Below are 12,447 nucleotides of genomic sequence, written 5' to 3'. Positions count from 1 at the left end.
CGAGTTTGGTGAGGAAGGGGCGGGGCCTGCTCAGGGTGTCGGTCGAGGTGGTCCTCTACGCCGGGTGGAGCTTGGCCCCAACTTATTCGGTTGGTTCGGGGCGGCCTTTGGGCTTAGGCGGCTGCGGGGGTTGTGGCGGCGCCGGCGATGGCGGCGTCCCAGGGGATGCGTTGGCAGACGATGACGTGGATCTGGCGCAGCAGCGCGGCGGCGATGGCGGCTCGAGCCTGTCCGGAGGTGAGCCGGTTGTGTTCTCGGGTGGTCAAGTGCTGGTAGCGGGCGGCCATGACCGGGTTGTGCGACAGCGCGCCCCAGACGGCGCGCCAGGCCGCCAGTCGTAGCCGGGGCCGGCCCCGGCCGGAAATGCGTGAGCGTCCGATCATGGTGCCGCTGGTGTTTTCTCGTGGGCATAGTCCGGCGTGTTTGACCAATGCGCGAGGGCTGGTAAAGCGGGTTGGGTCACCAGTCTCAGCCAAGATGGCCGCCACCCCCAGCGGACTGACGCCGGGGATGCTGGCGGCCAGCGTGGTCAACCCGAGTTCGTCGAGAATTTCCAGCATGCGGGTCTGCACTTGGGCCAGGCGGGTTTTGGTGGCGTGCCAATCGGCCAACACCCATGCGGCGCGCCGTAGTGCTCCCGGGCGTTGTGCGCTAACTCCGGCCGGATCGGTGAGCACGGCGTAGACGGCGTAGGTGATGCGCTGAGAAGGGCCCTGTTTGGCGCCCCAGCGGGGCAACTCGCGGCGAACCGCTGCCTCAAACCGCTTATAGCCGCCACAACCCGCTTGTTCGGGATGGCCATCGCAGCGCTCGAGTACCACGGCCAGTGCCGCACACCAGGTGATCGAGTCGAACGGTTCAGCAGCTGCCGATAACACTGCCGGCCAGGCGCACTCGAGCAGGTCGCGCAACTGCAGGCGACTCGTGGTGGCCGTGGTGATCAGCTGATCGCGGTAGGCGCCTAATTGGCGCAATTCCGCCCAGGTTTCATCGGGACGCTCGGGGTCATAGCAGTGCAGCTGGGTCACCAACCGCGCGATCAGCACCGCGTCTTTGTCGTCGGTCTTGTCGCGGGTGTAGTCCTCGGACTCTCGTGCCCGCCCGACCAGCAGCGGCTGCACACACACCAGCGTCATGTCCCGCTCGGTGGCAAGCTGATCAAGCACCCGCCAGCGATGCCCGGTCGGCTCGCAGGCGATGGTGACACCAGCGAACCCGTGTTTGTGGGCCTGCCGGCGGGCCCAATCCAGCAGCGGACCCAGCCGCCAGGCCTTGCCCTTGACCCGCCGCCGTTCCAACACCTGCGAATCACCGCCCACCAGCACCGCTACCTGCTTGGTATCGGCCAGATCGATGGCAAAAACCGCGTTGTCGACCGGCACCAGCTCACGCAACCGGGCCAACTTGGCATTGCGCTGCTTGTCACCACGCGACAGACCACTACCCTGAACCATGACGTCCTCCTCGGTGTATTGGGATACCAAGCCCGTCAACGACACCAGGAGGACGTCTTCTACATCAATACTCTTCGGCATAACCCTCTTACTACGCCCGCGATTGATCCGGGATAGCGCACGCTCGCGCGAGTGGGGAACCATGCGCAGGGCTACTTCACCACCGCCAACGCGAAACCGTCCCATTGTTTGACACCCACCGTCTGCAGCACGGCGGTGTCCAATCGTGGGTGTTCGCCCATCACCTGCAGTGACTTGCGCACCGCCTGCGCCAGCCGGTCGTCGGCGGCAGGCGACAGAATGCGCCCTTCGCGAATAACGTTGTCCACCAGGATAACCGAACCAGGATGGGATAGCCGGACAGCCCACTCCAGGTAGCCGACGTTGTTTTCCTTGTCGGCGTCGATGAACACCAAGTCGAATGGGCCGCCGGCCACGGTCGGCAATGTCTCCAGCGCAGCGCCGACCACCACCTCCACCCGCTCGCCGACGCCGGCGCGGTCCACGTTGGTCCGCGCAACCTCGGCGTGCTTGGGGTCATATTCCAGCGTTACCACGCGTCCGTCGAGACCGGCACCTCGAGCCAGCCAAATGGTGCTGTAGCCGCCCAGCGTGCCGATTTCCAGAATGCGACGCGCCCGCATCGCGGAGACCAGCAGACACAAGAACTTGCCCTGCTGGGCCGACACGGCAATGTGCGGCAACCCCGCCGTGTCGCTCGCGTCCAGTGCCTCAGACAACGCGGGATCGTCGCCGACCAGCATGGTGTCCAAAAAGGCGTCAACGTCGGCTGGATTCGGTTCCTGAGGCATGACGTAGACGGTAGCCCGGCGACGATGCGGGTCCGAAGCGAACCGAGGAGGAGCGGGGCAATCGAACTCAGCCCGGCGACGATGCGGGCCCGGAGCGACCCAAGGTGACTAGAGGGGGGGGTTTACCACATACCCGTATGGGGTATATAGTAACGCTGGTTGCCCTCATTCGAGGACTACTGCACGGGAAGAATCCGCTGGATCCCTGCCTTCGCGGGGTTCCCGACACAGATAGGGGCGAGCTAGATGGCGCACTACGAGAAAGGGACATTGCTGACCTGCGGCCACGAGGGCTGTGGATGCCGGGTCCGCATCGAGGAAGAATGCCAGTGCGCGGGCGCCGGCGAACCGTACCGCTGCACGTGCGGCGATGAATTGGTTGCCGTCGGGTAACCATCATTACGGCCGGGCTGGCCGGTCAGCGCCCAAAGGTGCGGCCGGCCAGCTCAACTTGTGCCGTCAAGTCCAGGGCTACCGCCGACGTGCCGACGGCTACCACGTGGGTACCCTCGGCAATCTGCCAATTTCCGCCAGCACCGTCGTAACGGGCCAGCAGCCGCGGGTCCACTTCGATCCTCACCCGGCGCGATTCGCCTGGGTCGAGATCGACCCGCTCGAATCCGAGCAACCGCAACCGCCGCTCACCTGGGGCCGACGTCAAGTACAGCTGCGGGACGTCGGCGCCACGCCGATCGCCGGTGTTTACGACGGTAACGCCGGCAGTCACGGTGTCACCGCCCGTCACAGAGAAGTCGCGGTGCTCAAAGCCGGTATAGGACAACCCGTGACCGAATGCGAACATCGGTGTCAAGCCCTGCTTGGCGAACCAGCGGTAGCCAACTTCGGCGCCCTCGGTGTAGCGGATGGTCGTCTCGGTACCCCACGGGGTGCCCAATCCCGGCAGCTCGGGGCGAGGTAGCTGGCCGAGATCGGCCGGGAATGTAATCGGCAGACGGCCCGACGGATTGACTCGTCCGGCGATGACCTCCGCGATCGCCAGACCGCCGGCTTGTCCCGGATACCAGGCCGCGACAATCGCGTTGACTGTGTCGCGCCACGGCATCGCGACAGGGTTGCCGGTTTCGAGTACCACGACGGTGTTCGGGTTGGCTTCGGCGACGGCAGTGATCACCGCGTCCTGACCCCATGGCAGCGACAGATCGGCACTGTCCAGGCCTTCGCTCTCCACGCGCACGGCGAACACGATCGCGACATCCGCGTGCCGCGCTACCAGTGCGGCCTCTGCCGGGCTGACGCCGGGGTCGAACTCGATACGCGCGTTGGGGAGCTGGTTTCTCAGCTCGGCCACCGGCGACGACGGCAGCAGGCAGAGATTGCGCAAACCGCCCGGCCAGCTGAGCGGGAACGCGGCCGCGTAGCCGCCGGGCGGTACCACCGCGCTCGACCCACAGCCGGCCGGCACACCGAGCTGCGCGCAACCACCGATGACGGCGACATGCAAAGCGGATTCAGCCGAAACCGGCAGCACACCACGGTTTTCCAATAACACGATTCCCTGGCGCGCAACCTGCAGCGAAATCTGGTGGTGGGCCGCGACATCCGGTGCCGGCATGTTGTCCCAGTGGTCGGCACCGACAGCGAAGATCGAGCGTAGGATCCGGCGCACCATGTCCGCCAACCGCTGCGTGGACAGCTTGCCGTCGGCATATGCGGCCTTGAGCGGGCCAGTGAACGCCTCGGCCTGCCAAAACGCGACATCGACTTGCGCTCCGGACTCCTGATCGAGGCCTTTGAGCGCGAACTCCCACTTCGGTGTCGCACCCCAATCCGACATCACCCAACCACGGTATCCCCACGCGCTTTTCAACACATCGTTGATCAGAACGTCGTTTCCGCCGGAATATTGACCGTTGACCTTGTTGTAGGCGGTCATCACGGCGCCCGGATGTGAGCGCTCGATCGCGATTTCGAAGGCTAGCAGGTCGGATTCGCGGTGCGCGGTGGGATCGATGACCGCGTCCAGCCAGTGCCGATTGGTCTCGTTGCAGTTTAGCGAGTAGTGCTTGATCGTCGAGATGACGCCCTGCTGCTGGATACCGTTGATTGACTCCGCCGCGATCACAGCGCTCAAAAGCGGGTCTTCCGAAAGGTATTCGAAGTTGCGACCGTTGCGGGGATCACGGGCGAGGTTGATTCCGCCCGCGAGCAGCACGTTGAAGCCGCGGCTGCGCGCTTCGCGTCCGATCGCCTCGCCCGACGCACGGGCGAGTGCGGGATTGAAGCTGGCGGCCAGCGCTAGACCGGCCGGCAGCGCCGTCGCGGTGTCGCCGGGCCGGTAGCCGGGGTTGGTGACACCCAGGCTGGCGTCGGTCATCAGCAACGCGGGCACCCCGAGGCGGGGGACGCCGGGAACATAACCGGCGCCCATGGGAACGTGGGACGGTATGCGCTCGTCCCGAACCGGCAATAGGTCGCTGGCACCCATCACACTGACCAGCAGGCAGAACCGCTCCCCGTCGGTCATTTGCAACTCGACCTCGCGTGCGCGGTCATCGGCGTCGGTCTCGGCGGCGATCACCCGGCCAACGTTAGTCAACTCACGTTACCGCACACCCTCTTTCGCTCCCTCTTTGTTGAAGACAATGCGTAGCACGTGCCCCAGTTCGGGTCCCATCACCAGCTCAGCCAGTCTGCACATTGTCGCGACGAACTGCGGCCCGTGCGGCGGATGCGCGTCGCAGAGATGATGCGCTATTTCGTGCAGCACCACCAGCTCCCGCATCGCCCAGTCGGCGGTGTCGTGGTCCGGCACAGCGATAATCCCTGTGTCTTGCCGGTTTTCGTAGTGCGCGGCGGTCGCGGCTCGTCGTGCCCGCACCCGCAACGGCGGGGCCGTCGGCCATTGCCGACGTACCGCCGGTAACTCCAGCACCTCGTTGACGTAGCGCTGCACCGCCGCGACGGAGCCGAACCGCGCCTCGGGCGGCAGTGTCAGCCGCGCGCCGAAGAACGCCACGTCGCGCGATCCGTGCTGGGCAGCCCGGTCGAACAAGGTCCGGACGAATTCCTCAGCGGCGTAGACCTTCGAGCGCTGGGCGTCCCGGACAGGGTCCTGCGTGCTCACCGCTCCAAGGCGGTCCGCGCCTCCGGCAGCTCGGTGCCGGCTCCCAGGCGTGCCCGCTTTCCGGCGCGGTCCCCGGCCCGGCGCGCCGACGACGAATACCCCGCGGACGCCCGGCTGGCCTGCCAGGTGCCGCGGGCCTTCGATGCACTGCGGTAATAGTCGTGCAGCTCGATCTCTTTGTTCCGCAGGGCGATCTCGGTTCCCGGCGGACGACCACGGTCCTTTGTCGCTTCTCGGCGGGTCTGGTCACGCGTCTCGGCCAACCGTTGACCGATCCGGGCGCCGAACGCGAGCTGAAAGTTCAGCCGGGCGGTGATGGTCGGAGTGGGCCGGTGCGCACCCGAAGCAAGGTAGGCATCCGACGCGCGCACCATCTGGACCACCAGACCGGCATACAACGCGTGGGTGGCATCGATGTCCTCGGCGAACCCGTAGGCGTAGACGAACGTCGAGTTGGAGGCCACATCGCAGCGCACGTCGTTGGCGTGAGCGATCACCACGAACAGCTGTACATAGGTCCGCAGTCCTTTGCTGGCCGCCGCGCCGATGCTGATGGTGCGCTGGATCGGCGTCTGAGCGGGTGTGCGCTTGGCGGCGTGTGCGCGAGCCACGGCCAAGTCGATGGACGTCGCCGTGGCCAGCCGTTGCGCGGCCGTCATGAACGCCTCCGCCTCATGGACGTTGTCGGTTCCCTCGGCCTGACGCAGTAGGGCGGCGATGCGCGCCAGCATCTTGTCGTCGGTCATGACACCAAACTAAGCGACCGGTGTGACATCCCGGCGCGGCACGCGTACCGGATCGGCGGTGTTACTCACAGTCTGGCGCTGATCCACGACACCACATCGTCGAGCACCTGAGCCTGCTCCGGCTCGTTGAAGACCTCGTGGTAGAGCCCCGGATAAACCTTCAGCTCCCGGTCGGAACTGCCGACCGCTTCGATCAGCGTGTGGCTGCCGTCGACGGGGATCAACCGGTCCTCCGACCCGTGGACGACCAGCAATGGTGCGGTCAGCGCCGGAGCCCGCTGTGGCATCGTCTCACCGACCAGCAGCAGTGCCCGGGCGATACCGGCGGGAACCTTGCCGTGGTGGACCAGCGGGTCGGTGTTGTAGGCGGTCACCACCGCGGGGTCGCGGGAGATCGCGCTCACATCGAGCTCCTGCAACGGCAGGCCCGGAACGATGACGCCGAGGGTCTTGGCGACCAGCGCGAGCAGTGGCGACACCACGGACTGCGCCGCCACCGCCGGCCCGGACAGCACCATCAAGTCGTAGTCGTCGGGGCGTTCGACGCCGTAGGCGAACACTATGCCGCCGCCCATGCTGTGCCCGAGCACGATGCGCTTGCACCCGGGATGCTCCTTGGTGGCGATGGCGACCAGGGTGGCGAAGTCACCGGTGTACTCCGAGATGTCCTTGCACAGCACCCGCTTGCCACCGGAGCGGCCGTGCCCGCGATGGTCCAACGCATATGTCACCAGCCCGTCCGCGCCGAACCGCTTGGCGACGTGGTCGTAGCGACGGGCGTGCTCGCCCAGGCCGTGGGAGAGGACCACCACCGCGCGTGGCGCGACGTCCGGTGTCCAGACGTCGTAGACAATGGGCACACCGCCGACGCCGTCGAAGGTTCGTTCGGTGTGCGTGGTAGCCATCAGAGGCAGCGTAGTCAATAGCCTGAAGCCGATGTCGGACCCGCTGCGTAAGCTCAGTCGGATGAGGTCGCTCGCGGAAAGCCTCGACGGCGGGGTTGTCAGCGATTTTTCCGTCCGCGCCGAGCCCTACCGGCGCGAACTGCTCGCGCACTGCTACCGGATGACCGGGTCGCTGCACGATGCCGAGGACTTGGTGCAGGAAACCTATTTGCGGGCGTGGAAAGCCTACGAGCGTTTCGAGGGCAAGTCGTCGGTGCGAACCTGGCTGCACCGGATCGCCACCAACACCTGCCTCACCGCGCTGGAGGGTCGGCAACGGCGGCCGTTACCGACGGGACTGGGAGCGCCCAGTTCGGATCCGACCGCGGAGCTGGTGGAACGCGCCGAGGTGCCGTGGCTGGAGCCGTTCCCCGCGTCGGTCGGTGATCCGTCGGACATCGTCGGCTCACGCGAGTCGGTGCGATTGGCATTCATCGCCGCGCTGCAGCACCTTTCGCCGCGGCAGCGGGCGGTGCTGGTGCTTCGTGACGTACTGCAGTGGAAGTCCGCCGAGGTAGCCGACGCCATCGGCACGAGCATCGCCGCCGTCAACAGCCTGCTGCAACGGGCGCGGTCGCAGTTGGAGGCCGTCGGGCCCAGCCCGGAGGATCGGCTGATGGCGCCGGATTCGGCTTACGCGCAGGACCGGTTGGCGCGCTACATCGGGGCGTTCGAGGCCTACGACGTCGACCGTCTGGTGGAGCTGTTCACCAGCGAGGCGATTTGGGAGATGCCACCGTTCGCCGGCTGGTATCGGAGTCCGCAGGCGATCGCCACGCTTGTAAGTCAGCAGTGCCCCGCGCAGGCAGCCGGGGATATGCGGTTGACACCGCTGATCGCCAACGGGCAACCCGCCGCCGCGATGTACATGCGCGATGGCGATCGACATTTGCCGTTCCAGCTGCACGTGCTGGACATGCGACCCGACGGGGTTTCACACGTGGTCGCCTTCCTCGACACCACGCTGTTCGCCAAATTCGGCTTGCCTGCTTCGCTTTGATCGCCGAATACTCGGGCAACGATAACCTGGGGGCGGCAGCGCAGCATGTCCGCACTGACCCGAATAATCCTCCACCCGTGCCTCAGGAGTTCGGCGTGCCTGTCGATGTCATAGGCACGTCGTTGGGGGTCGGTCCAATGTTGTGCACCGTCGTACTCGACGCCGACCTTCCACTCCTCATAACCCATGTCAATTCGGGCGAACGGATCGCCGAAGTCGTCGTGGACCACGATCTGCGTCTGCGGGCTTGGCAGGGCGGCGTCGATAAGCACTAGCCTGGTGCGGGTTTCCTGCGGTGATTCTGCACCGCCATCCATGAGCCGAAGTACTTGACGCAACTGCACCAGACCGCGCATGCCGCGATGACGTCGCATCAACGCCTGGACCTCAATGGTGTTGATCTTGGTAGCGTTGGCCAGCGCATCCAGCCGGATAACCGCGGTTGTCAGACCAAGGCGGCGACCCAGATCGAACGCGGTACGCACCGGTGTCGTCGCCGGTATCCCGCGCACGGTAGACACTTCGTCGTCCCGCAATTCGTCACGATGGATCACGATGCCGTCGACCGGTTTACCGTTACGCCGGTACAGCTCCGTCGGGTAATGCTGGGTCGACCCACTGCGAACCATGGAGAGCTGCCGCCGATAGTCCCGTGGCAGTGGCCGTCCGTCCCGACCACAGCCAGGCTGCGACCCCGCGCGCGGCGGCGGTGAGCTCGTGGCCATTCGGCACATAGATATTGCGATACACGGCTATGTGTCCGTGGCGCAGGCCGCGTCGACTGATCCGACCGTCGGCCAGCGCTTCGGTCCCGATGAACGGCCAACGACACTCCCCCATGCGCTGACCATGTCAGCAGTCATCGGAATATGTTGACTGACGTGAGGCCGGCTGTGGATAACTGCCGAATGGCCAGTTACGGCACGCAAAAGCGAGAAAAACGGGCGCTAAGTGGCCATTCGGCTGCTGAACCCTGGCCCGGTCTACGCTGAAACTATGCCTGCCACAGTCGACGTCCGGCGCGCGGCCGATCGTGCCGTCACCAGGACGTCGTGGCTGAATTCCCGGCACTCGTTCTCGTTCGGTGATCACTATGACCCAGCCAACACCCACCACGGTGTGCTGTTGGTCAACAACGACGACATCGTCGCGCCCGGATCGGGTTTTGACACCCACCCACACCGCGATATGGAGATCATCACATGGGTTCTGGACGGGTCGCTGGCGCATCGTGATTCCGCCGGCAATCGAGGCGTCATCTATCCCGGTCTTGCCCAACGGATGTCGGCCGGGAGCGGAATTATGCACTCTGAGATGAACGACTCTGCCACTCAGCCGGTGCATTTCGTACAGATGTGGGTGCTCCCGGACGTCACCGGAATTTCCCCGAGCTACCAGCAGCATGAGATCGGAGACCACCTCCTCGACGGTGGGCTGGTAACTGTCGCCTCGGGCATGCCCGGACACGACGCCGCGATCGGCATCCACAACCACTCAGCAGCGTTGCACGGCGCCCGGTTATGCACGGCTGAGCAGGTCGACCTGCCGTCGGCGCCGTATCTGCACGTGTTCGTTGCGCGAGGCCGATTGGCGATCGAGGGCATCGGCGAACTGGCCGACGGCGACGCGGTTCGCGTTACCGCCGCCGACAACTACCGTGTCACCGCTTGCGAGTCGTCGGAAATCCTGGTCTGGGAGATGCACGCTGCACTCGAGGCCACGTCCGATTAGCGGAGGCGGCAAACGTCAAGCAGGCGAACGTAATTGGCTCGGCACTGAAGTGTCACGCGATTGTTACCAAAGTTGACAGCGTTATTTGTGTGTTTAATGTTTTGCTTGGTTATATCGACGTTCTGCGCCGAAAGGCTGATCTGTGCCTCATCTTGCCGCCAGCTTCCGGCGCGTCGCAGCCAGCTGCGTCGCACTATCGTTGTGTGCGGCATTGGCGGTCAGCACGGGACAGCCGGTCGCGCGAGCCGAGGCTCGGGATCTGTTGGCCAGTGCCATTGCCAACACCAAGGGCTCCTACTTGGTGTACAACTTCGGCGCGGGACATCCGGCGCCGATGCTCAATGCCGGCGGCGGTTGGTACGACGGAAACAGCGGTGGTCACCTGATGGTCATCAAGGCTGCCTCGCAACGGCTTTCACCGCACTTGTTGGTGGACAGCCATCGGGGCTTCCAGGCGCGATGCGAGCGCAATCCGGGCGCACGCACCGGCGATGGATTGTTGCAGGCCTCGGAGACCTACCCGCCACTGCAGGCCTGGCAGGTGTTGGGCCAACCGACGATCGCCATCAATGCGAACTTCTTCGACATCCGCGGCCAGAAGGGCGGTTCATGGAAGTCGACGGGTTGCAGCTCACCATTGGGCGCGTTCGTCGACAACACCCACGGCCAGGGCCGGGCCAATCAGGCAGTCACCGGCACTATCCCCTACGCCGGCAAGCAGGGCCTGTCGGGCGGGAATGAACACTGGAGCGCATTGGCGACGATGATCCTGCCGACCCGTGGTGCGCCGTATGTGGTGTGGCCCCGGGGCGGGAGGGATGGTCATGACTACGACGCTGCCACCCCGGTCGTTCAGGGCTTGGTGGAAAGGGGCGAGCCATTCGTCGCGGTGAGCGGCCTCGGTCTGTTGTCCCCCGGTAACACCGGGCAACTCAACGACGGTGGGCCCAGCGCGGCGCGAACGGCAATCGCCTACTCCAAGCCCAAGGATGAGATGTACGTGTTCCAGGGCGGTAGCTACACCCCGGACAATATCCAGGACCTGTCCCGTGGGCTGGGCAGCGATACGGCGGTGTTGCTCGACGGCGGCGGGTCGTCGGCGATTGTGTTGCGTCGTGACACCGGGGGCATGTGGGCTGGTGCAGGCGTACCGAAAGGCAGCTGCGATACCCGTCAGGTGCTCTGCGACTCCCACGAACGCGCGCTGCCCAGCTGGCTCGCGTTCAACTAAGCAGGGCCGATGTATAGGGCGGCCAATTTTTCAGCCGTGCCGGAAGATCAACAGGCTGACCGCAACTACACCTGCGGCCAACGCGATCACCGGTGCCACGCTGACCACCGACAGGGTTGCACCGACCACCGCACCTCCACACATGGTGAGAACTACGCTGTAGCGCAGCTTTTCGCGATGCCCGGCTCCGCCCGCAAGTCTGCTGTCGACACCGATGCCGACGATCGTGGAGGTGAGCACCGTGGTGTAGAGATCCTGAATGCCGAATTGTCGAGCCGTGGCGTTTTGCATCCCGAACGTCAGCGCCAATCCCGCGATCAGAATGAGCTTGGTGCTGTCGTGATACCGGAGCACACCCGTGCCGGCCAGGATCGACAGTGCCGCCAACAAGACGATCTCGATACCGAGCACCGTGGTGAGCCACACCCGAGTCTGCTCGCCCCGGCGTCGGGCCAGCCCCCCACCGACTACGGCTCCGGCGAGAAATCCTCCGAACGCCACGACAGCGGCGGTCAGGTCGACCCCGGCGGCCGGGACGAACAAGAACCCGAGGAAGATCGCGTTGCCGGTCATGTTCGCCACGAACACGTGGCCGAGGACCAACACGCTGATCGCGTCGACCAGCCCGGTCGCGAAGGTCAACAGCAGTAATGCTGTGACCGTCAGCCGGTCGGATACCGGCGAGGCAATAGCCATGGGGTCCAAGTCCTTTCGCAGGAAGGGCGGCGCCGAATTACCCTATAGCCGAGGCGTCTGCCTGCTTGCTTGGACGGCACACGGTCGGCAAGCTTAGCTAAGTTCCACCACTTCTACACAAGTTGAACTCCGCGATCGTCGCAGTACAACGCACCGGTGATTTAGTTGTGCCGATCTCCCGCGACCGGGTTCAACACCGTAACTGCCCTGCAAAAACGACCTTGCGGCTACACCACACTCGTTATGCTTCGATGCAGCGCACCGGCAGGCACTGAATGGTCCGGTGACATAGGCGAAGGGCCGAACATGATTCGCGAACTATCCATCGCCGCTGCGATCACGGGTGCCGCCATCGGCACGGCGCCGGTCGCCGCCGGCAACCCCACCCACTACGACGGCGACGTGCCGGGGATTAACTACGCCGCCGCGCTCAGCGCACCGTGTGACAGCCCCGACCGGTTTATCTTCGGGCGAGGCCCCGGCGGTGAGGCTCTGGCATGTCATGCCATCCCGAACCAATTCTTCCCTACCCAACAGGTGGCTGATGCGTACTGGGTCATCTCGTACCCGTTGTATGGCGTCCAGCAGGCCGGTGCACCGTGCCCGGGCCCGCAATCGGCTGCACAGTCTCCCGACGGACTGGAAATGCTTTGCTTCGGAAAGCAGGGGTGGCAGCCCGGGCGACTTGTCGGAGGTGGCGCACCACTTCAGGGACCGCCCGCACAAATCATCCCTGTCGGCTGAGTGA

The 12,447-nt window shown here is 65.1% G+C and carries 12 protein-coding genes and 1 pseudogene; 5 read left to right on the top strand and 8 right to left on the bottom strand.

Annotation, left to right across the window (positions count from 1 at the left end; all coding sequences use genetic code 11):
- Positions 1 to 113: 113 nt before the first annotated feature.
- Positions 114 to 1,454, bottom strand: coding sequence for an IS110 family transposase (locus tag ACRDTL_RS00975; RefSeq protein WP_431504856.1), 1,341 nt, complete (start codon positions 1,452 to 1,454; stop codon positions 114 to 116).
- Positions 1,455 to 1,606: 152 nt separating this feature from the next.
- A complete protein-coding gene (locus ACRDTL_RS00970) occupies positions 1,607 to 2,266 on the bottom strand; it encodes an O-methyltransferase (RefSeq protein ID WP_431504855.1) in 660 nt (219 codons plus the stop codon).
- A gap of 246 nt (positions 2,267 to 2,512) precedes the next feature.
- Between ACRDTL_RS00970 and ACRDTL_RS00965 the strand changes: the two genes are divergently transcribed.
- Complete coding sequence (locus ACRDTL_RS00965) at positions 2,513 to 2,659, top strand: metallothionein (RefSeq protein ID WP_431504854.1); 147 nt, start codon at positions 2,513 to 2,515, stop codon at positions 2,657 to 2,659.
- A 25-nt stretch (positions 2,660 to 2,684) separates the two neighbouring features.
- Here the strand turns inward: ACRDTL_RS00965 and ACRDTL_RS00960 are convergent, their stop codons facing one another.
- The 4 genes from ACRDTL_RS00960 to ACRDTL_RS00945 all read right to left on the bottom strand — a co-directional run bounded on the left by ACRDTL_RS00960 (position 2,685) and on the right by ACRDTL_RS00945 (position 7,002).
- Complete coding sequence (locus ACRDTL_RS00960) at positions 2,685 to 4,751, bottom strand: beta-glucosidase (protein ID WP_431504858.1); 2,067 nt, start codon at positions 4,749 to 4,751, stop codon at positions 2,685 to 2,687.
- 78 nt (positions 4,752 to 4,829) lie between these two features.
- Complete coding sequence (locus tag ACRDTL_RS00955; protein ID WP_431504853.1) at positions 4,830 to 5,351, bottom strand: TIGR04338 family metallohydrolase; 522 nt, start codon at positions 5,349 to 5,351, stop codon at positions 4,830 to 4,832.
- On the bottom strand, positions 5,348 to 6,097 hold the full coding sequence (locus tag ACRDTL_RS00950) for a DUF2786 domain-containing protein (protein WP_431504852.1): 750 nt from the start codon (positions 6,095 to 6,097) through the stop codon (positions 5,348 to 5,350). The genes ACRDTL_RS00955 and ACRDTL_RS00950 overlap by 4 nt, the downstream gene beginning before the upstream one ends.
- Positions 6,098 to 6,162: 65 nt before the next feature.
- Positions 6,163 to 7,002: a lysophospholipase gene (locus ACRDTL_RS00945; RefSeq protein WP_431504851.1), complete on the bottom strand. Its 840-nt coding sequence runs from the start codon at positions 7,000 to 7,002 to the stop codon at positions 6,163 to 6,165.
- A gap of 61 nt (positions 7,003 to 7,063) precedes the next feature.
- On the opposite strand from ACRDTL_RS00945, the gene ACRDTL_RS00940 reads away from it, so the two are divergent.
- Entirely contained in the window at positions 7,064 to 8,041 is a 978-nt protein-coding gene (locus ACRDTL_RS00940) for a sigma-70 family RNA polymerase sigma factor (RefSeq protein WP_431504850.1), read from the top strand.
- On the opposite strand, the pseudogene ACRDTL_RS00935 reads toward ACRDTL_RS00940, so the two are convergent.
- A pseudogene (locus ACRDTL_RS00935) lies at positions 8,020 to 8,881 on the bottom strand (endonuclease domain-containing protein); the annotation flags it as partial. The gene ACRDTL_RS00940 and the pseudogene ACRDTL_RS00935 sit on opposite strands and share 22 nt — an antisense overlap.
- A 156-nt stretch (positions 8,882 to 9,037) precedes the next feature.
- Between ACRDTL_RS00935 and ACRDTL_RS00930 the strand changes: the two are divergent.
- Both ACRDTL_RS00930 and ACRDTL_RS00925 read left to right on the top strand, forming a co-directional pair.
- Positions 9,038 to 9,772 (top strand): pirin family protein, encoded by a 735-nt coding sequence (locus ACRDTL_RS00930; protein ID WP_431504849.1) that lies wholly within the window; start codon positions 9,038 to 9,040, stop codon positions 9,770 to 9,772.
- Positions 9,773 to 9,914: 142 nt separating this feature from the next.
- Positions 9,915 to 11,003 carry a phosphodiester glycosidase family protein gene (locus ACRDTL_RS00925; RefSeq protein ID WP_431504848.1) on the top strand — a complete coding sequence of 363 codons (1,089 nt, stop codon included), beginning with the start codon at positions 9,915 to 9,917 and terminating at the stop codon, positions 11,001 to 11,003.
- Positions 11,004 to 11,033: 30 nt separating this feature from the next.
- On the opposite strand, the gene ACRDTL_RS00920 is transcribed toward ACRDTL_RS00925, so the two are convergent.
- On the bottom strand, positions 11,034 to 11,699 hold the full coding sequence (locus ACRDTL_RS00920) for a YoaK family protein (protein ID WP_431504847.1): 666 nt from the start codon (positions 11,697 to 11,699) through the stop codon (positions 11,034 to 11,036).
- A 306-nt stretch (positions 11,700 to 12,005) separates the two neighbouring features.
- On the opposite strand from ACRDTL_RS00920, the gene ACRDTL_RS00915 reads away from it, so the two are divergent.
- Positions 12,006 to 12,443, top strand: a complete 438-nt coding sequence (locus ACRDTL_RS00915) for a hypothetical protein (protein WP_431504846.1) — start codon at positions 12,006 to 12,008, stop codon at positions 12,441 to 12,443.
- Positions 12,444 to 12,447: the final 4 nt, after the last annotated feature.

The organism is Mycobacterium sp. (assembly GCF_050700595.1).
GTDB lineage: Bacteria > Actinomycetota > Actinomycetes > Mycobacteriales > Mycobacteriaceae > Mycobacterium.
Note: the sequence above shows the minus strand (reverse complement) of the source record. Positions and strands in the feature narration are given on the sequence as shown.

Excerpts from the sequence above, each read along its gene's own strand:
- ACRDTL_RS00975 (WP_431504856.1), bottom strand. The coding sequence starts at position 1,454 with ATGGTTCAGGGTAGTGGTCTGTCGCGTGGTGACAAGCAGCGCAATGCC.
- ACRDTL_RS00970 (WP_431504855.1), bottom strand. The coding sequence starts at position 2,266 with ATGCCTCAGGAACCGAATCCAGCCGACGTTGACGCCTTTTTGGACACC.
- ACRDTL_RS00965 (WP_431504854.1), top strand. The coding sequence starts at position 2,513 with ATGGCGCACTACGAGAAAGGGACATTGCTGACCTGCGGCCACGAGGGC.
- ACRDTL_RS00960 (WP_431504858.1), bottom strand. The coding sequence starts at position 4,751 with ATGACCGACGGGGAGCGGTTCTGCCTGCTGGTCAGTGTGATGGGTGCC.
- ACRDTL_RS00950 (WP_431504852.1), bottom strand. The coding sequence starts at position 6,097 with ATGACCGACGACAAGATGCTGGCGCGCATCGCCGCCCTACTGCGTCAG.
- ACRDTL_RS00945 (WP_431504851.1), bottom strand. The coding sequence starts at position 7,002 with ATGGCTACCACGCACACCGAACGAACCTTCGACGGCGTCGGCGGTGTG.
- ACRDTL_RS00940 (WP_431504850.1), top strand. The coding sequence starts at position 7,064 with ATGAGGTCGCTCGCGGAAAGCCTCGACGGCGGGGTTGTCAGCGATTTT.
- ACRDTL_RS00930 (WP_431504849.1), top strand. The coding sequence starts at position 9,038 with ATGCCTGCCACAGTCGACGTCCGGCGCGCGGCCGATCGTGCCGTCACC.
- ACRDTL_RS00920 (WP_431504847.1), bottom strand. The coding sequence starts at position 11,699 with ATGGCTATTGCCTCGCCGGTATCCGACCGGCTGACGGTCACAGCATTA.
- ACRDTL_RS00915 (WP_431504846.1), top strand. The coding sequence starts at position 12,006 with ATGATTCGCGAACTATCCATCGCCGCTGCGATCACGGGTGCCGCCATC.